Here is a 23382-nt window from a genome sequence, read left to right on the forward strand (position 1 = left end):
GAACTGCAATGAACGCACCCCTCATCCATCGACCTTCGCCCGCCTTCATCGCCGCCTCATGGGTGGCCCTGCTGCTGGGCGCAGTGGCCTACCTGGTAGGCCTGTTCAATGCCGAAATGCCGCTGAACGAAAAGGGCTATTACCTGACCCTGCTGCTGTTCGGCCTGTTCGCGGCGGTATCGCTGCAGAAGAGTGTGCGCGACCGCGTCGAGAGCATTCCGGTGAGCGGCCTGTACTACGCGCTGTGCTGGTTCGCGCTGCTGTCGGCGCTGCTGTTGCTGCTGGTCGGTCTGTGGAACGCCACCCTGGTGCTGAGCGAGAAGGGCTTCTATGGCATGGCGTTCGCGCTGTCGTTGTTTGGCGCGGTGGCGGTGCAGAAGAACACCCGCGACCTGATTGCCGCGAATGCGGCCGAGCCCAAGCGTGCCTCGTCGATCCCGCCGTTGCCGGAGCAGGACTGACGGGCGGAGGTAGAGCCGAGCCCACGCTCGGCTGCTGTGTATCGGCAGCCGAGCGGGCTCGACTCTACAGCTGAGGCTTCAGCCGAGCATGGGCTCGGCTCTACAGCTGAGGCTTCAGCCGAGCATGGCTCGGCTCTACAGCTGAGGCTTCAGCCGAGCATGGGCTCGGCTCTACAGCTGAGGCTTCAGCCGAGCATGGGCTCGGCGCTACAACGTGCTGTTATGCGTTGCGGTCCCGGCGTGGGTCCAGGTTGACCGCTTCTTCCCAGCCGCGACGCACGGCGCTGCGGGCCTGCGCCCATTCCAGCCGGCTCTTGCCGCGCTCCTTCGCCCATCGCGATTCCAGCTCGCCTTCGATCTCTTCGTATGCGCGGATCATGTCCTGCGCGCGCGCGGTGTGGCCGATCTGGTACGCCGGCTCGTAATCGTCGAAGAACAGCTGGTTGTCGTAATACGGCTCGCTGGTATAGCGATCACGCCAGTAGTCCGAAACCGCCTGGCGTGGGGTTCCGTCTTCCGGCACGCGGCCGGGGATCTGGTAATCAGTGCTCATGGGCAGGAGGCTCCGTGGTGGACGAAGCCTGATCCTGCCTGTCGCCCGGTTAACGCATCGGGCCGGCAGCGTGATCGGCAGGTCAATCGGCGCTGGCGTCCTTGCGCGGCAGCGTGTAGATGACCGCGCCAACCGCGAAGGCGACCAGCGCCGCGGCGATGTTCTGCCAGCTGGCACTGGCGAACAGGGCCACGCACAGCAGCAGGGCCAGCACCGGAATCAACGGGCCACCGGGCAGCTTCAACGCACCGGGGCGGTCCGCATAGCGCTTGGCCAGTACCAGCACCGCTGCTGCAGTACCGATGTAGGCGAACAGGCGCGTGGTCATCGACAGCAGCGCCAGCTGCACGAACGAGCCGGACAGGGCCAGGCCGAGGGCGATCAGGCCCTGACAGAAGATCGCTGCGGCCGGGGTGCGGAAGCGCGGGTGCACCTGCGCCAGCACCTTCGGGCCGTAGCCATCGCGTGCCAGGGCGAACAGGAAGCGCGGGCCCATCATCATCGTGTTGCTGTTGGTGCCGAGGATGGAGATGGTCGCGCCCACGGTGAGGATCAGCGCCAGTGCCTCACCGCCGAAGCTGGAGGCGGCATCGGCCAACGGCGTGGCCGAGCTGGCCAGCCCGGGCAGGGTGCCTTGGGCCACGATCTGCACCGCCGCGTAGATCACGGTGACGGTGACGATCATGGTGATCAGCGCGAACGGGATGTCGCGGCGTGGGTTGCGGTATTCGCCGGCCGCGGCCGGAATGTTCTCGAACCCGGCATAGGCATACAGCAACAACAGCGCCGCCTCACCCATGCGCTGCAGGTCGTGCGGATCCGGGCGCTGGCCGGAGAAGGCAAGCTGCGGGTCGATGTAGAACGCACCGATGGCCACGAACAACAACAGCGGCAGCATCTTGCCGATCACCAGCACGATGCCGGTACGCGCGGCCGACCGCACGCCGATGATGTTCACCCCGGTCAGGAAACCGAGCGAGACCACGATGATCGCGATGCGGCCCATGCCTGCGCCTGCCCACGGCCAGAACCGCGCTACGGCGTCGGCCAGCGCATTGCTGAGCGCTGCAGCGGAGCTGATGCGGGTCAGCCAGATCATCCAGCCGATCTCGAAGCCGGCAAAGCGGCCGAAGGCTTCGCGCGCGTACAGGTAGCTGCCACCGGGTTCATCGAAATAGCTGGCCGCCTGCGCGTAGCAGAGCACCAGCAGGGCGACGACGATACCGGCGGCAACCACGCCCCACAGGCTGAAGGGGCCGAGCAGGGCGACCGTAGCCGCCGGCAGCAGGTAGATGCCACTGCCGACCACGTCGTTGATCGACAGGCCAACAATCTGCCAGCGGCTGACCGCGCGTTGCAGTTGGGGTTCGTCGGCGGCGCTCAACGTACAGCTCCTTCAAGCGCGGGCAGTTTCCACTGTGCCTGCAGGCGCTGGTATTCGGCGCGTGGCAGCAGCACGAAACGCGGCGTGTCCTGCGGGCGCAGCCAGTCCAGCAATGCCTGCATGCGCGCCTGTGGCATCGCGGTACAGCCAGCGGTGGCCTCGCCGGGCTGGCGCCACAGATGAGCGAAGATGCAGCTGCCCTTGCCGGGCTGGTTGTCCGGGTTGTGCGCGATCACGAAGCCTTCCTGATAACGCACGTCGCCCTTGTTGTGCAGGTCCAGCCGCATCGGTTCGGTGGAGCCGGTGATGGCGGCACTGCCAACCTTCTTTGCATCGACGATGCGGTTGTAGAACGGCGATGCCGGTACGTCCATGCAGTAGCTGGTGCTGCTCATCGGCTGGTAGGTCATCGCCGTTCCGGGCCGGGTGACGGCATAACCGAACGCGCTGCCCAGCGCGAACACACCGGCCGGACTGCGGCCGTCGCCTTCCTGTTTCTGCGGGCCGTCGGCCTGCGCAGGATGCAGGCCCAGGCCCCAGGCACTACCGGTGCGGCCCAGCGCCACCGGGAAGGCCTGGCCGTGCTTGCGCCATTGCTTGCCGTCGCGCACGAAGGCCTGCAGCTGCCCCTGCGTGCTGTCCCAGTTCTCGCTGGTGACGACGATCAATTGGCGTGCCTCATCCAATGGTGCGGCATGGACAGTGACGGCCGCCGCGAGCAGCAGCGCGGCGGATGCAAGGCGGGCCAGCAACAGGTTCATCGGGCGCTCCGGTCAGGAATCCAGCAGGTGATCGATCCGTTCCAGGTTCACCGCCAGCTGCTGCTGGCGATCCGGATTGGCGTGGCAGAGCAGCACGAACAGGAAATCGAGCAGGGCATGCATGGCGCTACGGTACAGCAGCTGTGCCACCTGCGGCGCGCGGTCGTGCGCGCACACTACCAGCGCCGCATCGGCATGCGCGCGCAGCGGGTTGGCGGTGTGGCGGGTGATCGACACCACCTTGCCGCCCATGTCCTGGAACTGGCGCGACAGCTGCGACAGCTGTGGCAGGTTGCCGAACTCGGAGAACATCAACAGCACATCACCCGGGCGCGCGGCGGACAGGTTGGCCAGCATCAGGATCGGATCGGTATGGGGCACTACCAGCAGGCCAAGCAGCGACAGCCGCATGGCGAATTCACGGGCGTACAGGCCGTCGTCACCGAGGCCGTGGACAAACAGCTTCGGCGTGCCGTCGAGCAGCTGCACGATGCGTTCGATCTCCTCGCGCGGGTTGGCCTGGCGGGTTTCTTCCTCGGCCTGCGCCTTGCTGCGGCGCAGGGCATCGCCCAGGCGCAGGTAGTCATCGCTGATGTCCGGTGCGGCCGGCGCCTGCTGCGGGTCGGCACCGGCACGGGCAACATCCTCGCCGATGGAATACTTCAGGTCCGGGTAGCCCTTGAAGCCGAGCTTCTGGCTGAACTTGACCACGCTGGACTGGCTGATGCCCAGGGCACTGGCCAGCTGCTGCGAGGAGTAATCGCGCAGCAGGTGGGCGTTGTCGAGGATGAAGTCGGCGATGCGGCGTTCGATGGCCGACATCTGCCCGCGCTCGGTGCGGATTTTCAGCAGGGGCGGCATGCGGGGTGTCCGGGCATGTGTAGGCGCGTTGCGGTTGGCTGCGTAGAGCGTCTCATGGAGTGGGTCAGGTGGGTGGGATTTGCAGGGGACGCCGCAAGTACGTCCGTGCAGGCTTGGCCGCCGCATTCATGCGGCGGACACCCCAGCAAACCCCACCCGCCCGCCCCCGGACAGATCGCGCGCGTGCCAGCCGCGAAGGGGGTGCGGGGTAGAGCAGAAGCAGGAGCATCCACGCGTGGCGTGGATCTACCCGGAGCTGCTGTTGAGTCCGCCTTCAAGCGAGCCGAGCACCGCAGGTCCGGCGAGGGCGAAGAGGCGCGGGTGTCTGAGCGCAGCGAGTTCCCGCGCCGTCCCTCGACGGGCCGAGGAGCGCAGGGAACCGGTGCACAGCACCGGCTCGCGGCCGGCGGAGCGTTTCTTTTGGTTACTTTTCTTTTCGCGAAAAGAAAAGTAACGCCCGACCCAAAGTCAGTTGTACGCCAAGCCAGCCGCAAGGCAGAAATCAACCCAGCATCTCCAGCCCCCGCACTTCGGTGATACCCAGCCCCGGCACATCGCTGATGCTGATCTCCGACTCGTTGAAGCGCACGCCGCCGCTGACCGGATCGAACTGCCCCAGCGACGGGCCATCCAGATCGACCTTGGTGATCACATCGCTCTTGGCTACCGCCAGATGCACTGCCGCGGCGACGCTGATGCTCGACTCGATCATGCAGCCGATCATGCACGGCACGCCGTAGATGCCGGCGATGTCGGCAATGCGGATCGCATTGGACAAACCGCCGGTCTTCATCAGCTTGATGTTGATGATGTCGGCGGCGCGTTGCTGGATCAGGTCCATCACCTGGCTGGGACTGAACACGCTTTCGTCGGCCATCACCGGCGTGTTGACGCGATCGGTGACGTACTTCAGGCCAATGATGTCGGCCGCTTTCACCGGTTGTTCCAGCAGTTCCAGCACCACGCCGGCGTCTTCCAGGGTGCGCATCGCATGCACGGCCTGCTTGGCGGTCCAGCCCTGGTTGGCGTCCAGGCGCAGCAGGGCTCGGCCCTCCACGGCGGCATGGATCGCCTTGACCCGCTCGATGTCCACGCCGATGTCCTTGCCGACCTTGATCTTCAGCGACTCGAAGCCGCGTTCGATCGCCGACAGCGAATCGGCCACCATCTTGTCGATGTAGTCCACGCTGATGGTGATGTCGGTGGTGATCACCGGGTCGCCGCCACCCAGCATCTGGTACAGCGGTGCGCCATGCAGCTGCGCCCACAGATCGTAGAGCGCGATTTCCACCGCTGCCTTGGCGCTGGTGTTGCGCTCCATCGCGGTCTGCACCAGCGTGCACAGGCGGTTGAGGTTGACCACCTCCTGGCCGATCAGGCGCGGGGCGATGAAGTGGCGGATCGCTTCGATGATCGAGCCGTGCGTGTCACCGGTGATGACTGCGGTGGCCGGCGCCTCGCCGTAGCCGGTGTGGCCGGTATCGGTGCGGATCAGCACCACCACGTCTTCCACGGTCTCCACGGTGCGCAGCGCGGTCTTGAACGGTGTTTTCAGCGGCACGCGCAGCATGCCCAGTTCGATGGCAGTGATCTTCATTCAGGGATTCTTGGCACGCAGGCGTTGGATGTTGGTGATGCGGTCGATGTAGCGGACGCTGTCGCTGGCCATCATCGGCTCCAGCGGCGTGACCGATACGCCATTGAGATGGGCCTGCACACGCTTGCCGTCGGCGCCGAACCAGCTGCCGCCCGCAGTATCGTGGATCACCCAGGTGCGGCCGTCGACGTGGCCGATGGCCATCATCACGTGACCGGGGATGTAGACCAGATCGCCCACCTGCAGATCGGTGACGGCGCGGTCGCGTACGGCCTTGCTGTCCTTGGGGGTGAACGGCAGGCGGTCCAGCGCCGGGCTGATCGCCTGTGCGCTGGTATTGCGCGGCAACAGTACGCCGAAGCTGCGGTAGATCTCCGATACGAACCCACTGCAGTCGCGGGTGTCGTAGTCGTGGCCCCAGCCGTAGCGCTCGCCGAGGAACTTGAACGACTGCTGCAGCAGCAGGCGCGGGGTCAGCGGCAGGTAGTCGGCGGCGGTGTCCTGCGAGCGCGGCAGCAATGCCGGCACCAGGCGCAGGCGGCCATCGGCCTCGCGCACCGGCAGCTGCACCACCCACGAGGCGTGTGCCTGCTGGCCGTTCACCGGTTCGGCGGCTGGCCAGTCGGCCAGCACCGGCAGGCGCACGCCCATGTCCAGCTGCAGGCGCGATACGCGCGGTTCTTCGGGGGTGTAGGCGGTGTGCGCGGTGGCACCGGTGACGATGCGGTACGGGCCCTTCGCGCCGTAGCCGAGCACCGTGGCCTTGTCACCACTGGCCACGGCATCGGCTTCGATCCAGGCGCTGTAGCGCTCGCTGTGCACGAACAGCCAGCGGCCATCGGCACTGCGGTGGACCACGGCAACCTTGTCACCGGGGAACAGTGCCGACTCCTGGAAGCGGTCGATATCGGTATCGCCGGCGGTGCTGAAAACACGCTGGCGGGTCGGGAAGGTACGCAGCGCGGCACGCTTCACCACCAACCCGTACGACGGTGCAACCTGCGCAGGAACGGCGTCGAGGCCGAGGTTGCCTTCGATTGCGGTGCGCAGGCCGGGGGCGATGGCCTGGCCCTTCTCGTCATACAGCGCCCGCTTGGGCCAGCTCGAAAGCGCGCCGATGCTGTCGCGCACCTGCGTGGCGCTGAGCTGTGCGGGCAGCGTGGCGATGTCCTGGATGTGGTTGTCCTGGGCGCGCATCCGCGCGTTCTGCGCATTGATCTGCGCGCGGTCCAGGATCGGTGCGTCGGCGTTGTCCAGGCGTGCCGCCCAGTAATCCGGGGTGAGGTAGGCCTCATGCAGGCCGATCACGTAGGGCAGCGGTGCGCCGGGGTCGGGTGCAGGCGTGGCCGCCTGGGTAAAGGCCGGTACGGCCAGCAGGCCCAGGGCCAGCGCCAGGGTCAACCTGCGCGGCCAGTGCCGACGCGGTTCGCGGGAAGCCAGGATCATGCGCTGCACACCCTCCTCGAAAGCCTGTTGGAATATTTATTCCTTTCGGCCGCGAAAGCAAGAATAAATTATTGACCGGTCCTCCGGCCCGTGCTACACAGCCGTTACCACCCGCGCTTGGGAAGTGTCGCTGTGGATCCTGCCGTTCGCAAACCGTCTCTGCCTGCCGCTGCCGGCCTTGGTGCCGCGCTGCTGCTGTGGGCGTGGGCGGCACAGGCCGCGGATCAGCGCAGTGCCGTCGATCGTGAGCGGGAAACGCAGCTGATCGATCTGGTCGACAGCGGTCGTTTCAGGGATGTCGATGCGGCGTTCGCCGCAGACGGCGTGCCCGCACCCGCCGACTTCCAGTACGAGCGCATGCGCCGCATCAAGCTGGATTTCAGCCTCGACGAAGCCGCAGCCAAGGCCGCCGTGCGCCGCTGGATTCCCGACCTGACCGACGAGGAGTTCGCGCGCTGGGACCAGCAGGGGCTGATCGAGCACTACGATATCGACGGCACGCGCTGGTACTTCAAGCGTGCGCCCTCCAACCTGTTCCTGCTCAGCGACGAGGCGCGTACGCGTCGTCGGGCAGATGCACCGATGCCACCGCCCGGCCCGAATGAAGTGCTTAATGCACACCACGTGCGTGTGGTTGCTGCAGCCGAACAGAGCGGCAACGCTTCCGTGCTGCCACAGCGCATCGAATTCACCCAGTCGTTGACGGTCAAGGCCGACACCGTGCCGGCCGGCGAAACCGTGCGTGCATGGATTCCTTACCCGCGCGAGATTCCCGGCCAGCAGGAGCGCGTGCAGTGGATTGCCAGTTCGCCGGGCAACGCGCGCATCGCCCCGGCCAGCACGCAGCAGCGCACCGCCTATCTGGAAGCCAAGGCCGTGGCTGGCCAGCCGACACGCTTTGAAATTCGCTATGCGGTGACGATCTTCGCGCGTCACACGGCAATCGACGCGACCAAGGTGCCGGCGACGGCGAATGATCCCGCATTGAAGCCCTATCTGGCCGAGCAGCTGCCGCACGTACGCTTCACCCCAGCGTTGAGGCTGTTCTCCGACCAGGTGCTGCAGGGCGAGACACGCCCGTATGAAGTGGTACGCAGGCTGTTCGCGGCGATCGACCGCATTCCGTGGGCAGGGGCGCGTGAGTACTCGACGATCAGCAACATCAGCGACTACGCGCTGCGTGCCGGCCACGCCGATTGCGGGCAGCAGACCCTGCTGCTGATCGCCCTGCTGCGCATGAACGGCATTCCCGCGCGCTGGCAGTCGGGCATGGTGTTTTCCGACGATGGCAGCGGCTACAACAATCTGCACGACTGGGGCCAGGTCTATCTGGCGCCGTATGGCTGGCTGCCGATGGATGTGACCACCGGTGCGCTGGCCAGCGACACGCCCGCGCTGCGTGATTTCTACCTGGGTGGCCTCGACGGTTACCGCATCGCCTTCAACGACGATTTCGGCCAGGCCTTCGTGCCGGCCAAACAGCACTACCGCTCGGAAACGGTCGACTCGCAGCGCGGCGAGGCCGAGTGGTCAGGCGGCAACCTGTACTTCGACCAATGGAGCTACGACTTCCAGTGGCGGGTACTGCCAGCCGGGCAACGCTAGCGCGACACACCACCCCACCACCATTCAATTCTTGCAGGAGAGAGCAGGGGATGAAGGCTTACAACATCAAGCGGGCGGCCTTGTGCGTCGCCCTCGGGACGTGCCTGGGCATCATGCTGCCCACCACGGCCATGGCCCAGAACGTGTCGGGTGCCGTTGCCGGCCGCGCCACCGCGGGCGATCAGATCACCGTCGTCAATGCCGGCACCGGTCTGACCCGGACGGTCACCGTCGGTGCCGATGGCAGCTACCGCCTCGGCCAGCTGCCGGTGGGTGACTACCGGCTGCAGCTCAGCCGCGATGGGCAGACACTGGGCGAACAGGTGGCGGTCAGCGTCGCTGTCGGTGGTACCACCACAGTCAACCTGGCCAGTGGTGGCGGCGTCACCAACCTCGATGCGCTGCAGGTGGTCGGTACCCGCGTGATCAACCGGGTGGACGTCTATTCCACCGAGACCTCATTCAACATCAACCGCCAGGAGATTTCCCGGCTGCCGGTGGCACAGGACCTGTCCGCTGTCGCGTTGATGGCACCGGGCGTGGTCGGCGGTAACTCGTCGTTCGGCGGCCTGTCCTTCGCTGGTTCCTCGGTGGCCGAGAACGCGGTCTTCATCAACGGCCTCAACGTCACCGACATGTACACGCGACGCGGCTTCAGCACGGCACCGTTCGCGTTCTTCAATGAATTCCAGGTCAAGACCGGCGGCTACTCGGTCGAGTTTGGCCGTTCCACCGGCGGCGTGATCAATGCGGTCACCCGCTCGGGCAGCAACGAGTTCAAGGGCGGTGTGGAAGTCACTGCCGAGCCCAGCGCGGGGCGCTCCAGCGGCGGCGACCACTTCCATCGCGACGGTACGCCGCATTCCTACGGCAGCCGCGACAACAACTCGTTCCTGAAAACCAACGTCTGGGGCTCTGGGCCGATCATCAAGGACAAGCTGTTCCTGTTCGCCATGTACGAGGACCGCAACGACCGCGGCGACAACACCTCGTCCGATGGCAGCACCTGGTTCAAGAACAAGTCCGGCAATGGGTTCTGGGGCACCAAGCTGGACTGGAACATCAATGACAACCACAGCCTGGCGCTGCTGGCGTTCTCCGATGAGGGCGATGTCACCAACGCGTCCTATGCCTACGACTGGGATGACAACCGCCTTGGCGACTGGGGCGGTGACTCGATCACCGAGACTGGCGGCAAGAACTGGTCAGCCACCTACACTGGCCACTTCGGACAGAACTTCACCGCCCGCGCGATGGTCGGCCAGAACAACCAGCGCGCGTTCACCAACTCGTCGCTGGACCAGGCCTGCAGCCCGGTGTTCACCGACAGCACCTATGGCACCCGTCTGTCCAAGCTGCAGGGCCTGCGCGCCGGCTGCCATCCGACCGGCACGGCCGTGGCCGAACGTGATGACACGCGCGACGTGGCGCGCCTGGACTTCGAATGGCAGCTGGGGGATCACCTGCTGCGCTTCGGCGTCGACCGCGAGCTGATGACCACCGACCAGACCACCCGTTATCCCGGGCCGACCGCCTTGAGCTACACCGCGTACGTGGCGCGTCCCGGGGATGAAGTGTGGGACGGTGCCAATGCCTACGTACCGGCCGGTGTCACCGAGATGCTGCGCGCGCGCAACCGGCAATCCGGCGGCAAGTTCGAGACCGAAGCCAATGCCTTCTATCTGGAAGACATCTGGAACATCACCCCCAACCTGATGCTGAACCTGGGCGTGCGCTGGGACCGCTTCGAAAACCGCACCGCCGCCGGCAAGGCGTTCATCAAGATGGACGATCTGATCGCGCCGCGCGTGGGCTTCTCGTGGGACATGAAGGGCGATGGCAGCACCAAGCTGTTCGGCAACGCGGGCCGTTACTACCTGCCGGTGACCAACAACATCAACGTCAACTTCGCCGGCGGCCTGACCGACGAGTACAGCTACTACGTGCTTGAGGGCTGGGAACGGAAAACCTCGCCCACCGGTTCGGCGTACATGGCACCGGTCATCGGCCAGCAGATCGGGCCGACCGACACCCGCATGAACACCGGTGGTGCCGACCTGCGGCAGAGCGTGGACAAGGATCTGAAGGCGGTCTACCAGGACGAGTACATCCTCGGCTTCCAGAACATGATCAACCAGGCCTGGTCGTGGGGCGTCAATGCCACCTACCGGCGCATGACCCGCGCACTGGATGACATCCGCATCAATTACACCCCCTGCGGACCGACGCCGAGCACGTTGTGGCCGATCGCAAACCCGGGCGAGAGCCTGACCATCTGGGGCGACAAGAGCATCGGCTGCGCCAACGAAGGCTGGATCACCATCGATACCGCCAACAGCGGCTATCGCAAGGGTGGCAGCGGCGAGGTGATCGGTTATTCCAAGCCGAAGCGTACCTACAAGGCGCTTGAGTTCCAGATCGACCGCGCGTGGGACGAGAAGTGGATGCTCAACGCGTCCTACCTGTGGTCCAAGAGCGAGGGCAATTTCGAAGGGCCGGTGAACTCCGATACCAACTACGGCGACACCGGCATGGTCCAGTTCTGGGATCACCCGGCCACCAACGAACGTTATGGCGTGCTGTTCAACGACTTCCGTCACCAGTTCAAGCTGCGTGCTGCGTATGCACTGAACAAGCAGTGGTCGTTCGGCACCACGTTGCAGGTGCAGTCCGGCGGCCCGATCACCGCCTATGGCGTGATGTGGCCGAACGATTCGATCGCCGGTGGCAGCACGTCCAGTGAAGGCAGTGGTGGTGGCACCGGCTGGCTGTGCGTGGCCAACTGCTCCGGCCCGTATGACAAGCGCCAGTTCGAATACAGCCCGCGTGGTGCCTTCGGTCGCCTGCCGTGGACCTGGACCATGGGGGCGAACGTGACCTGGCGTCTGCCGGTGGAGGGCATCGACCTGAGTGCCCGACTGTCGGTGTACAACATCTTCAACAACCAGAAGACCATCAACGTGCATCAGCGTTACGAAGCGCAGCCTGGCCAGTACCGCGAGAACACCTTCGCCACCGGTACCCGTTGGCAGGCCCCGCGCTACACCCAGCTGGTGGTGACCTGGAACTTCTGATCGATGAGGATGCGCAGTGCCGGGCGTTGCCCGGCGCTGCCGATGGAGACCGACCGTGTATCGCCTGCTGACCTTAGCCGTGCTGCTTGCCGCCGCCCCTGCAGGGGCCGTGGATACGGCACGCCTGGATGCCGACATCGCCTTCGTGGTCCAGCACGAGCACCTGCCGGGGATGGCGATGGCAGTGGTCGAGGATGGCCAGGTGGTCTATCGCCACACCGAAGGAGTGCGCGGTGACGGCGGCCGCATCGACGAGGACACGCTGTTCAAGATCGCCTCCAACAGCAAGGCGATGACCGCCGCGCTGCTGGCCACGCTGGTGGAGCAGGGCAAGCTGCGCTGGGACGATCCGGTGCAGCGCCATCTGCCGGCGTTCCGCATGCACGACCCGTGGGTGGGCGAGCACCTGCAGGTACGCGATCTGCTGATCCACAACAGCGGCCTCGGCCTGGGTGCCGGCGACCTGATGCTGTGGCCCGAACCCAATGCCTTCACCCGCAGCGATGTCATCGCCGGGCTGGCACACCTGAAGCCGGTCACCAGCTTCCGCAGCGGCTACGCCTACGACAACCTGATGTACGTCGTTGCCGGCGAGGTGGCCGCGGCCGCCGGTGGCAAGCCGTATGACCAGCTGATGCGCGAGCGGGTATTCGAACCGCTGGGCATGACCCGTTGCCAGGTGGGCGCGTGGTCGGTGAAGCAGGTCGGCAATGTCGCCCAACCGCATGTGCGGCGCGATGGCCGCAATGTGGTGGCCGGTGCGGATGGAACGCTCAGCCCCGACCTGACGTCGATGGCGGCTGGTGGCATCCGTTGTTCGCTGCGCGACATGACGCGCTGGATGCAGGTGCTGCTGGACCCGTCGCTGGCGCCGACGTGGTTGGGTGCCGAGCAACGCCGCATGCTGTGGACACTGCACATGCCGATGCCGTTGGGCGAACGCCAACGCGACTGGGACAACGCCCGTTTCTACGGTTATGGGCTGGGCTGGCGGGTGTCGGACATGGACGGGCACTGGAAGGTCGCGCACACCGGGACACTGTCGGGCATGTATTCCTCGCTGGCGCTGCTGCCGGATCGCAAGGTCGGTGTGGTGATGCTGATCAACGGCGAGGCCGAAGACGCGCGTACCGCGCTGATGCAGTCGACGCTGAAACAGTTCACCGCGCCGGAAGACGCGCAACATGTCGGGTACTACCTGGCCGAGCTGGCCGCCGATCGAGCCGTGCGTGCCGCCACGGGCAGTCGTGCGCCGTCCACCCGGGCTGCGCAACCGGCTGCCGCCACCGATCTGTCGCAGTGGCAGGGGCGTTATCGCGATCCCTGGCTTGGCCCCGCCTCGCTATGCCCCACCAGTAATGGCCTGCGCTTCAGCGTGGACAAGTCGCCCACGCTGCAGGCAACTGTGCAGCAACTGGAGGGGCGCTGGCTGCTGCGGTGGGATACGCTGGAGCCCTCGGCGCAGGCATGGCTGAATCCCGGCGTAGACACGCCGACGCTGGAGCTGCGCGCCATCGATCCGGAGATCGACTTCAGCTATGACTTCCAGGACCTGCATTTCACTCGTACTGGCGATTGCCCTGGCACCGGCGGCCCACACCGCTGAGCCACCACGCATCTCGCCCGCCACCGACGCCACTGCGGCGGGGCTGGTGGAGATCCGCACGCTGTCACCGCGCATCGAGATGGACATCCGCTATGCCGGTGGTAACAACTTCACCGCTGCGCCCGTGCCCGGTTATGAGGCGCCTGCATGCTATCTGCTGGCGCCGGTGGCAAAGGCGTTGGCCGATGTGGAGGCGGACCTGCGCACGCAGGGCTTCGCGTTGCGCCTCTACGACTGCTATCGCCCGGTGCGCGCGGTGCAGGCGTTCATGGCCTGGGTGAACGATCCACGGGAACAGTCGCGCAAGGCGCTGCAGTATCCGGATCTGGACAAGCCGCAGCTGCTGAGCGACGGCTACATCGCCGAGCGTTCCGGCCACAGCCGCGGTGCCACCGTGGATCTTGGCCTGCTGGATTGTCGCAGCGGGCGCTGCACGCCGATGGACATGGGCACCGACTTCGATTTCTTCGGCCCACGCGCGCATACGCAGACGCCGGGCTTGAGTGATGCACAGAACGCCAACCGCCAGCAGCTGGTGCAGGCGATGGCACGACGTGGTTTCGCCAACTATGCGCAGGAGTGGTGGCACTACACGATGCAACCCGAGCCGGATGCCGGTACTGCCTACGACGTGCCAGTGCGGTAGGGGTGTCGGCAGGGCTGCGCCCTGCACCTGCAGAGGCCACTGCGCGAGCAACAGCAGAAGCAACAGCAACAGCAGAAGCTGGCATTCCGTGGGATGGCGGGGTGGTTCCGGTTGCGGGGGACGCCGTAAATACGTCCCTGTAGGCTTGGCCGCGGCATCCATGCCGCGGACACCCCCGCAACCGGACCCACCCCGCCTTCGACGGATTTCCGCGATCTGTCGGAATGGCATGGCCTGCGCTCGGTGGGTGTCGACCTTGGTCGACAGGTAGATCCACGCCATGCGTGGATGCTCTTCGATCAATTGTCGAGATATTCGATTTCGATGGAGATTCATCCACGCATGGCGTGGATCTACCAACCGTTGTCGGGAAACTGTCGAGGGTGGGGCGGTGTGGGCATGCAGGACCGTTGGCGCCATGGATGGCGCCATCGAGCCCCCATGGATGGGTTCACGGCGTGTCCTGCATGCCCACACCGCCCCGCCATCCCACGGAATGCCGCTGTTGCTGTTGCTTTCGCAGTGGCCTCGGCGGGTGCAGGGCGCAGCCCTGCCTATACACTTACCCTTACACTGGCCGCCTTCTCCTGCGTCCCCGCCCGATGAACCTTCCCCTGCATTTCGGCCTGCTCGGTACGCTTGAAGCGGGCCTCATCGCCCTGCTGGTCGGCCTGTTGGTGTACTTCCTGTGGCACCACCTGTGCCGCCTGCTGCACTGGACTGTCGGCCATGCGATCGGCTGGTCGTGCGTCATCGCGGTGATCATCTCCGCCGGCATCGACGCCTGGAAGCTGTTCTACATGGGCATCGTGCGGCTGGAGTCGCCGCTGTATGCGCGCCTGTTCCTGTCCACCATCCACGATCCGAACGAACTGGGCAGCCGCGTGGTGCTGGAGATCGCCGGTGCGCTCTCCGGTGTTGCATTGGGGTGGGTGTTGTTCAGTTCGCGGTCATCGGAAAAAACCGTCGACTGACGCAGGTTTTTCGTTCGCTGCCGGTTAAATCCGGTAGCGCTGAATGCTCGTCTTACTCCCTGCTCACTTCGCACTAACCACCGCGCTAACGCATGCGTCTGCGTGGGTGGTTAACCATGCGTGTTCGCGGCGATCGCCGCGCAAAATCGATTCAGAAACGCGGTGGCAGGGTAGGTGCCGTGCGGAGACAACGACCGCGCACTACCACCCTTCAGGAGACACCCCAGATGACTATTCGCAACCGCAAGCCCCTGATCGCCCTGATCGTCGCCGCCGGCAGCGTGTTGGCCATCCCGGCGATGGCGCAGTCGGCCAAGCAGCAGGCCGCGCATGCACAGAACGAAGCGGCGCAGGCCCAGCAGGCGGCGGCACAGGCAGGCCAGGCGGCCGACCAGGCGACCGATGCGGCCGCAGCAGCATCGGCGCAGGCCAATGGCGGTGGCCAGACCTGGGCCAGCATCGATACCGATGGCAACGGCACCATCAGCAAGAGCGAAGCGCAGGTGAATGCGGGCCTTGCCCAGGTGTTCGACCAGGCTGATGCCAACAAGGACGGCCAGCTGAGTGCCGACGAGTACAAGGCCTACGTGGCCGCCCAGCAGGCCGGTGCCGGCGCGGCTGGCACGGCCGCAGGCCAGGGCCGCTGATCCACGGTTGAATTCGGGACAACCGGTGCATGGGCAACCCGGATGGCTTCGGCCACCCGGGTTTTTCTCGTCATCTCAGCGCCTGTATCCTAGGGCGATGAACACCTACACGCCTGCGCCTTCGCGCGCCATCGGCCTGGTCGGTTTTGACGGTGACGACACGCTGTGGAAGAGCGAGGACTATTACCGCAAGGCCGAGCAGGATTACCTGGACCTGCTGTCGCGCTACATCGACGTCCATGACACCCAGACCGCCCGCCACCTGCTGGAAGTGCAGCAGCGCCACCTCGGCGTGTTCGGCTACGGGGTGAAGAGCATGACGCTGTCGATGATCGAGGCGGCCATCGAGATCACCTCGCAGCGGATCGAGGCCAAGGACATCCAGCGCATCCTCGACATCGGCCACGACACCCTGCGCCATCCGGTCGAACTGATCGACGGCGTACGCGAGTCGGTGGCGGCCATCGCCGCGCAGTACCCGGTGGTGCTGATCACCAAGGGCGATCTGTTCCATCAGGAAGCCAAGATCAAGGTGGCGGCGCTGGCGGACCTGTTCCCACGCATCGAAATCGTGTCCGAGAAGGACCCGGAAACCTATGCCCGCGTGCTGGCCGAATTCGACCTGCCGATGCAGCAGTTCGTGATGGTCGGCAACTCGCTGCGCTCGGATATCGAACCGGTGATCACCCTCGGCGGCTGGGGCATCCATACCCCGTACGCGGTGACCTGGGCGCACGAGACCCAGCACGGCGTGGCCGACGACGAACCGCGCATGGTCAACGCCGATACCGCCTGGGACTGGCCGGCCGCGCTGGCGACGATCGAGGCCAGGGCCGCTGCCGCGGCCTGACACGGCGCGGCGGCTGCGGCAGAATCGGGTCATGAAACTGCCACTGCGCGCGCTGCTGTTGTCCCTGCTGCTGGCGCCGGCCATCGTGCTGGCCCAGCAGACCGCCGAACGTTCGGCGACCTACGAGGTGGATACTGGCGACACCTGGGTCGACACCCAGCTGGCCGACATCAACCATTACGCCGAGCGCTATCCCGATGCCTTCCTCGACGAGGTATCGCGCTACGCCGGGGTTCCGCGCGGCTACATCGCCGCGCTGGCCACCACCCACCAGTGGCAGGCCGGCGACATCTACTTCGCCTGCTTCTGGGCCAAGGCCAGTGGCCAGACCTGCCGCGACAGCGTGCGCGCCTTCAGCCAGGACCCCGAGGGCGGCTGGGCCGAGGTGGTGAAGCGGATGCCGGCCAAGCCGCAGAACCTGCATTACCGCGCCGTGCGCCACGCCATCGTCGCCAGTTACGAGCACTGGGACCGGCCGATCACCCTGGATGCCACGCTGAAGCGCCAGTTGAAACGGTAGCGCCGGGCCACGCCCGGCGAGCGCGCAGCGCGGTCCTGGGATCCGCCGGGCATGGTCCGGCGCTACCGATGTTCTTCATGCTGCTATGCGTATCGCCGCCGCCGCGCACTCCGGCGACAATACGGGTTCTCGCCGTTCCCCGTTCCCGTAACCGAGTGACTGATGAGCGCCTCTTTCGTTTCGCCTGATGTGATCCGCCGCCTGTTCGCCCAGGCCATGTCCCGCATGTACCGCACCGAAGTGCCGCTGTACGGCACGCTGGTGGAACTGGTGGAGCGGATCAACACGCAGGTCCTGGCGCAGGACCCGGCGCTGGCCGCGCAGCTGCTGCGCAACGACGAGCGCGCCCGCCTGGACGAAGAACGCCATGGCGCGATCCGCGTCGGCACCCCGCAGGAACTGGCGACCCTGCGCCGCCTGTTCGCGGTGATGGGCATGTACCCGGTGGGCTACTACGATCTGTCGGTGGCCGGCGTGCCGGTGCATTCCACGGCCTTCCGCCCGCTGACCGCCGCTGCGTTGGCACTGAACCCGTTCCGCGTGTTCACCTCGCTGCTGCGCCTGGAGCTGATCGAAGACGGGGCGCTGCGTGCGCAGTCGGCCGAGATTCTCGCCCGCCGCCGCATCTTCACCGACGACGCGCTGGCGCTGATCGACCAGGCCGAGCGTGACGGTGGCCTGAGCGAGGCCGATGCCGAGCGCTTCGTCGAACAGGCGCTGGAAACCTTCCGCTGGCATGGCGACGCCACTGTGGATCTGCCGACCTACCACGCCCTGCACAAGGCGCACCGTCTGGTGGCCGATGTGGTCAGCTTCCGTGGCCCGCACATCAACCACCTGACCCCGCGCACGCTGGACATCGACGCTGCACAGGCGGCGATGATCGAGCACGGCATGGCCGCCAAGGCGGTGATCGAGGGCCCGCCGCGCCGCGCCTGCCCGATCCTGCTGCGGCAGACCAGCTTCAAGGCGCTGGAAGAGGCCGTGCACTTCCCGGACAACGAGGGCGGCGACGCCGGTACCCATACCGCGCGCTTCGGCGAGATCGAACAGCGCGGCCTGGCACTGACCGCCAAGGGCCGCGCGCTGTACGACCAGCTGTTGACGCAGGCGCGCGATGCCGGCGGCGCGGGCAGCACCGGCGGTGACTACGGCCAGCGCCTGCAGGCGGTGTTCGCGAGCTTCCCGGATGACCATGACACTCTGCGCCAGGAAGGCCTCGGCTACTACCGCTACCAGCTGACCGACGCGGGCCGCGCCGCGCCGGGACGCGTGGCCGACCTGCCGGCCGAAGTACTGGTTGCAGCGGGCCTGGCCACGGCCGATCCGATCGTCTACGAGGATTTCCTGCCGGTCAGCGCAGCCGGCATCTTCCAGTCGAACCTGGGCGGTGGCGAGCAGCGCGCGTACGCCGCCCATGCCAATCGCGAAGCCTTCGAACAGGCGCTGGGCGCGGCGGTGAACGATGAGTTCGAGATCTACGAGCGCATCCAGGCCGAATCGCTGGCAGCGCTGCGCGGATAAGTCGCGTGCTGCGGAGCCGAGCATGGGCTCGGCTCTACAGGGATGTTGCGGTGCTGCCATTTGTAGAGCCGAGCCATGCTCGGCTCCACAGAAGCGGGCGTCAGCCCTTCATCGTGCCCGTATCCAGCCAGCGCTGGTGCCACGACAGCGCTTCCGGCAGCAGGTGCGGGGTGTGCTTGCCGTAACTCTCGCGGCTGGCGCGGTCGAAGTAGTCCTGCAGCTGCGCGCGGAAGTCCGGGTGCGCGCAGTTGTCGATCAGCACCTGCGCGCGCTTGCGCGGGGTCAGGCCACGCAGATCGGCCAGGCCCTGTTCGGTCACGATCACCGACACGTCGTGCTCGGTGTGGTCGACGTGGCTGGCCATCGGCACGATCGCCGAAATGGTGCCGTTCTTCGCCGTCGACGGGCTCAGGAACGCGGACAGGAAACCATTGCGCGCGAAGTCGCCCGAACCGCCGATGCCATTCATGATCCGCGTGCCCATCACGTGCGTCGAATTGACGTTGCCGTAGAGGTCCACTTCGATCATGCCGTTCATGCCGATGCAGCCCAGGCGGCGCACCAGTTCCGGATGGTTGGAGATTTCCTGCGTGCGCATGATGATGCGCTCGCGGTAGAAATCGATGTTTTCCTTGAACGTCTCGTTGGCCTGCGGGCTCAGTGCGAAGCCGGTGCACGAGGCATAGCTCAGCACGCCGTCGCGCAGCAGGTCGAGCATGCCGTCCTGGATCACTTCGGTGAACGCGGCCAGGTCGCGGAAGCCGCTCTTGGCCAGGCCGGCCAGTACCGCATTGGGGATGTTGCCCACGCCCGACTGCAGCGGCAGCAGGTTGGCCGGCAGGCGGCCGCGCTTCACTTCGTGCTGCAGGAACTCGATCAGGTGCGCGGCGATCTGCTCGCTGGTCGCATCGATCGGGCTGAACGGGCTGTTGCGGTCCGGGCCATTGGTGCGCACCACGGCCACGATCTTGTCCGGGTCGCAGCGCAGCGCGGTCTCGCCGATGCGGTCGTTGGCATTGACCAGCGGAATCGGCTTTCGGTGTGGTGGCAGCGCGGTGCCGTAGTAGATGTCATGCATGCCATCAACGCCGGCCGGCTGCCACTCGTTGACCTCGACGATCACCTTCTTGGCCAGGTCCAGCCAGGTCTTGTTGTTGCCCAGCGAGGTGGACGGCACCAGCGATCCATCCTCGCGGATGGCCGAGACCTCGATCACGGCGGTATCGATCTCGCCGTAGAAGCCGAACCAGACGTGCTGGGCAACGTGGCTGAGGTGGATGTCGATGTAATCCAGCTTGCCCTCGTTGATGCGGTTGCGCGCATCCGGGTCGCTCTGGAACGGCATGCGCATGGCGATGCCATCGGCCTTGGCCAGCGCGCCATCGAGTTCCGGCGCAGTGGAGGCACCGGTCATCAGGCTGATCTGGAAGGGCAGGCCCTGGGCATGCACCGCTTCGATGCGGCGGGCCAGTTCAACGGGAACGGCCTTGGGGTAACCGGAGCCGGTAAAGCCGCTCATGGCCACGGTTTCACCGGGCTGGATCAGCGCGGCTGCGGCCTCGGCGGAGACCACGCGGTCACGAAGACGCGCGTTGGCGATGCGATCAACAGTCATGACGACAGCGTTTCTGGGGGGAATCCCGATTATCGGCCATCCCCTGCCGTACGGGGGGTTCTACCTTCGTGGAATGGTGTTTCCGGCAACGCCTCTCCCATACCCGCCAGTTTTGTTTTGCAGTGCAGCGTGCAAAGTACTTTCGTACACCGCACGATGGCCCTGCATCCCGACGTGGGGGAGGGAGCAGAGCCCGCTGGCAGTTCGCTGCAAGCGGGCTTTTTTATTGCCTTTCGCCCAGTATGAATACGCGGTGCCGGGGTCGGATCCTTTTGCCAACGGCAAAAGGCTCTGACCCCACAGGCCACGGCAACGGGTCACAGCCCTTCGCCGTTGGCAAAGGGATCCGCCCCCGCGAGAATCAGGGCATGACCCTCGCCCCCGCCGACTTGCCCGCCACCCTGCAGCCCCTCGTCGACCGCGCGCTGACGCGCCTGACCCAGGCAGTGCCCGATCCCATCCCGGCCGAGCTGCAGCCGATGCTGGTGCAACTGGCGGTCAGCAGCGACTTCGCCATGGATACCCTGGTGCGCCAGCCCGGCCTGTTGACGCAACTGGCCGCGCCCGGTTGTCCGCCACTGCCGGCGCCGGTGCTCGACCCGCTGCAGCCCGGCGACTGGCCGGCGCAGCTGCGGCGATGGCGCACGGCGATGTCGACCCGCTTGATCTGGCGCGACCTGGCCGGGCTCGACGATGTGCCGCAGACCCTCGCCGGAGCCACCGCCCTGGCCGAGGATTGCCTGCGCTTGGCGCTGGACGCCCTGCAGCAGGAGTTCGCCCAGCGCCATGGGGTGATCCTCGATGACCACGGCCAAGCGCAGCAGCTGGTGGTGTTCGGGCTGGGCAAGCTGGGGGGGGGCGAACTCAACTTCAGTTCCGATGTCGATCTGGTCTACGCCTACGTGCAGGGCGGTGAATCCGACGGCCCGCGCGCGTTGGCGGCCGAGGAGTACTTCGCCCGGCTCGGCCAGCGCTTGGCGAAGCTGCTGGATGAAACCACCGTCGATGGCTTCAGCCATCGCGTCGACCTGCGCCTGCGCCCGTTCGGCAGCGCCGGCCGTGTGGCGCTGTCATTCGCGGCCATGGATCAATACTTCCAGCGCGAGGGTCGCGACTGGGAGCGCTATGCCTGGTTGAAGGCGCGCGCGGTGGCGGGCGATATTGCCGCAGGCGAGGCCTGGCTGCAGACCCTGCGTCCGTTCGTGTACCGCCGCTACCTGGATTTCACCGCGCTCGACGGCCTGCGCGAGATGAAAGCGGCAATCACCGCCGAAGTTGCGCGCCGCGAGATGCACGACGACATCAAGCGTGGCGCCGGCGGCATCCGCGAAATCGAGTTCCTGTGCCAGGCACTGCAGCTCATTCGCGGTGGCCGCGAGCCGGCGCTGCGTGAGCGACGGCTGCTGGTCGCGCTGGAGGCGCTGGTCGCCGCTGGGCAGATCGCCCGCGATGATGGCGCGGCGTTGCGCGAGGCCTATCTGTTCCTGCGCCGGCTGGAAAACCGCCTGCAGATGCTGCGCGATGCACAGACCCATGTGCTGCCATCTGATGTACTGGATCGCGAACGCATTGCCGTCGGCCTCGGCTATGCCGATTGGGATGCGCTGCGCGCCGCATTGACCGTGCAGCAGCAGCGCGTCAGTACCGAGTTCGCCGCATTGCTGGCCCCGCGCAAGGGCCAGGCCGCGCCGGATGCGCTGGCCAACTACTGGCGCAGCCTGCCCGAGGGCAGCAACGCGCCGCTGCTGGCCGAGGCCGGTTTCCTCGACGCCAATGGCGCCGACCAGTCACTGCGCGATTTCGCCCAAGGCACGGGCGTGAAGTCGCTGTCCGATGCGGCGCGTGCGCGGCTGGACCGCGTGCTGCCGGCGCTGCTGCACGCTGCCACCCGTTCACCGCAGCCCGATGCCGCACTCAAGCGCGTGCTCGGCCTGTTGCAGGCAGTGCTGCGTCGTACCAGCTACCTGGCGCTGCTGGACGAACAGCCCAGCGCGCTTGCGCGCCTGGTTGACGTGCTGGCCCGCAGTGCATTGCTGGCCGAGCGCCTGGCCGCGTACCCGCTGCTGCTGGACGAGCTGCTGGACGTACGCGTGTCCGGACCGATGCCCGATGCAGCCGGCATGCTGGCCGAATGCCAGCAGGTGCTGACGGTGGAGGATCCCGAATCGGCGCTGCGTTGGCTCAATGAAACGCGGCTCGCCCTCAGTTTCCGCATGGCCATGGCCACGCTGGACGGCCGCCAGGGCGCGGTCGACAGCACCCGGCAACTGGCCGAACTGGCGCAGGCGGTGGTGGTCACCGTGCTGGCGATGGCCGAGGCCGACATGCACGCCGCGCACGGCGCTATCGCCGGCGGCCGCTTCGCGATCATCGGCTACGGCAGCCTGGGCGGCCTGGAGCTGGGCTTTGGCTCGGATCTGGACCTGGTGTTCCTGCACGACCATCCCGCCGGCGTGGAAGCCAGCGATGGCGCGCGCCCGCTGGAGCCGGGCCGCTGGTATGCGCGCCTGGCCCAGAAGGTGATGGCGCTGCTGGCTGCGGTCACGGCCGCCGGCCGCCTGTACGACATCGACGTGCGCCTGCGTCCGGACGGTGGCAAGGGCTCGCTGGTGTCTTCGCTGGCCAGTTACACCGAGTACCAGCGTGATCGCGCATGGACCTGGGAGCACCAGGCGCTTGTGCGCGCGCGCGGCGTGGCCGGTGATGCCAGCCTGCTGCAGGATTTCGAACAGGTACGCTCGCAGACGCTGGGCCGCGAACGCGATCGCGCAACGCTGTATGCCGATGTAGTGAAGATGCGCGGGCGCATGCGCACCGAACTGGACCGCAGCGATGCCGCACGGCTCGACCTGAAGCAGGGCGCAGGCGGCGTGGTCGATCTGGAATTCCTGCTGCAGACCGGCGTGCTGGCGTGCAGTGCGCAGATACCTGCGTTGCTGCACCCACGTGCCACGCCGGCGTTGATCGACGCGTTGGCAGCGGCGGGATTCCTGCCCGACGCCACCGCACAGGCGCTGCATGGTGCGCATGCCACGCTGCTGGAAATAGGGCTGGCCTGCACGCTGGATCGCCGCCCACGGTTGGCGCCGACGACGCCGGCCATCGAAGAGGCGTGTGCGGCGATCAGCGCCGCATGCATCGCCGCGGAGCTGCCGTTCGGCTGACCGCCTGCAATGGCTGTAGCGGCTTTGGGTGGGTGCCGACCGTTGGTCGGCACAATCTCTCAGCTGCGATGAACCCTGAAGAAGCGTGGCGACC

18 protein-coding genes are annotated in these 23382 nt (G+C 66.4%); 11 read left to right on the forward strand and 7 right to left on the reverse strand.

What is annotated here, in order from left to right; all coding sequences use genetic code 11:
* Window positions 1-8: 8 nt before the first annotated feature.
* Window positions 9-461, forward strand: a complete 453-nt coding sequence (gene yiaA, locus AC13GI_RS19055; protein WP_099821353.1) for an inner membrane protein YiaA — start codon at window positions 9-11, stop codon at window positions 459-461.
* A gap of 220 nt (window positions 462-681) precedes the next feature.
* Here yiaA and AC13GI_RS19060 read toward each other — a convergent pair whose 3' ends face one another.
* From AC13GI_RS19060 to AC13GI_RS19085, 6 genes are all read right to left on the reverse strand, one after another.
* Window positions 682-1014 carry a hypothetical protein gene (locus AC13GI_RS19060; protein WP_099821354.1) on the reverse strand — a complete coding sequence of 111 codons (333 nt, stop codon included), beginning with the start codon at window positions 1012-1014 and terminating at the stop codon, window positions 682-684.
* Window positions 1015-1096: 82 nt separating this feature from the next.
* Window positions 1097-2398, reverse strand: coding sequence for an APC family permease (locus AC13GI_RS19065; RefSeq protein WP_380657152.1), 1302 nt, complete (start codon window positions 2396-2398; stop codon window positions 1097-1099).
* Window positions 2395-3159 (reverse strand): L,D-transpeptidase family protein, encoded by a 765-nt coding sequence (locus AC13GI_RS19070; RefSeq protein WP_482997042.1) that lies wholly within the window; start codon window positions 3157-3159, stop codon window positions 2395-2397. The genes AC13GI_RS19065 and AC13GI_RS19070 overlap by 4 nt, the downstream gene beginning before the upstream one ends.
* A 12-nt stretch (window positions 3160-3171) precedes the next feature.
* The gene (locus AC13GI_RS19075; RefSeq protein WP_099821357.1) at window positions 3172-4020 is read right to left on the reverse strand and encodes a MurR/RpiR family transcriptional regulator; all 849 of its coding nucleotides are present in this window, start codon (window positions 4018-4020) and stop codon (window positions 3172-3174) included.
* Between the two features lie 502 nt (window positions 4021-4522).
* Window positions 4523-5617, reverse strand: coding sequence for a dipeptide epimerase (locus AC13GI_RS19080; protein ID WP_099821358.1), 1095 nt, complete (start codon window positions 5615-5617; stop codon window positions 4523-4525).
* Entirely contained in the window at window positions 5618-7063 is a 1446-nt protein-coding gene (locus tag AC13GI_RS19085; RefSeq protein WP_099821412.1) for a C40 family peptidase, read from the reverse strand. It lies immediately after the preceding gene.
* Between the two features lie 132 nt (window positions 7064-7195).
* On the opposite strand from AC13GI_RS19085, the gene AC13GI_RS19090 reads away from it, so the two are divergent.
* The 9 genes from AC13GI_RS19090 (at window position 7196) to hglS (ending at window position 18509) form a co-directional block, all read left to right on the forward strand.
* On the forward strand, window positions 7196-8668 hold the full coding sequence (locus tag AC13GI_RS19090; RefSeq protein ID WP_482997043.1) for a transglutaminase-like domain-containing protein: 1473 nt from the start codon (window positions 7196-7198) through the stop codon (window positions 8666-8668).
* A 50-nt stretch (window positions 8669-8718) separates the two neighbouring features.
* A complete protein-coding gene (locus AC13GI_RS19095; RefSeq protein ID WP_482997044.1) occupies window positions 8719-11742 on the forward strand; it encodes a TonB-dependent receptor in 3024 nt (1007 codons plus the stop codon).
* Window positions 11743-11797: 55 nt separating this feature from the next.
* Window positions 11798-13348 (forward strand): serine hydrolase domain-containing protein, encoded by a 1551-nt coding sequence (locus AC13GI_RS19100; RefSeq protein WP_482997045.1) that lies wholly within the window; start codon window positions 11798-11800, stop codon window positions 13346-13348.
* Window positions 13281-13994 carry a M15 family metallopeptidase gene (locus tag AC13GI_RS19105; RefSeq protein WP_482997046.1) on the forward strand — a complete coding sequence of 238 codons (714 nt, stop codon included), beginning with the start codon at window positions 13281-13283 and terminating at the stop codon, window positions 13992-13994. Before AC13GI_RS19100 ends, AC13GI_RS19105 begins: the two co-directional genes overlap by 68 nt.
* A gap of 602 nt (window positions 13995-14596) precedes the next feature.
* Window positions 14597-14968 carry a hypothetical protein gene (locus tag AC13GI_RS19110; protein ID WP_025878234.1) on the forward strand — a complete coding sequence of 124 codons (372 nt, stop codon included), beginning with the start codon at window positions 14597-14599 and terminating at the stop codon, window positions 14966-14968.
* A gap of 227 nt (window positions 14969-15195) precedes the next feature.
* Window positions 15196-15615, forward strand: a complete 420-nt coding sequence (locus tag AC13GI_RS19115; protein ID WP_099821363.1) for an EF-hand domain-containing protein — start codon at window positions 15196-15198, stop codon at window positions 15613-15615.
* 97 nt (window positions 15616-15712) lie between these two features.
* The gene (locus AC13GI_RS19120; protein WP_482997047.1) at window positions 15713-16465 is read left to right on the forward strand and encodes an HAD family hydrolase; all 753 of its coding nucleotides are present in this window, start codon (window positions 15713-15715) and stop codon (window positions 16463-16465) included.
* A gap of 31 nt (window positions 16466-16496) precedes the next feature.
* The gene (locus tag AC13GI_RS19125; protein ID WP_099821364.1) at window positions 16497-16985 is read left to right on the forward strand and encodes a hypothetical protein; all 489 of its coding nucleotides are present in this window, start codon (window positions 16497-16499) and stop codon (window positions 16983-16985) included.
* Between the two features lie 162 nt (window positions 16986-17147).
* Window positions 17148-18509 carry a 2-oxoadipate dioxygenase/decarboxylase HglS gene (gene hglS, locus AC13GI_RS19130; RefSeq protein WP_482997048.1) on the forward strand — a complete coding sequence of 454 codons (1362 nt, stop codon included), beginning with the start codon at window positions 17148-17150 and terminating at the stop codon, window positions 18507-18509.
* 100 nt (window positions 18510-18609) lie between these two features.
* Here the strand turns inward: hglS and AC13GI_RS19135 are convergent, their stop codons facing one another.
* On the reverse strand, window positions 18610-20124 hold the full coding sequence (locus tag AC13GI_RS19135) for an acetyl-CoA hydrolase/transferase family protein (protein WP_482997049.1): 1515 nt from the start codon (window positions 20122-20124) through the stop codon (window positions 18610-18612).
* Window positions 20125-20492: 368 nt separating this feature from the next.
* Between AC13GI_RS19135 and glnE the strand changes: the two genes are divergently transcribed.
* Window positions 20493-23288, forward strand: a complete 2796-nt coding sequence (glnE, locus tag AC13GI_RS19140; RefSeq protein WP_482997050.1) for a bifunctional [glutamate--ammonia ligase]-adenylyl-L-tyrosine phosphorylase/[glutamate--ammonia-ligase] adenylyltransferase — start codon at window positions 20493-20495, stop codon at window positions 23286-23288.
* The last annotated feature ends 94 nt before the right edge of the window (window positions 23289-23382 follow it).

It is taken from the genome of Stenotrophomonas sp. 82F1 (assembly GCF_056861525.1).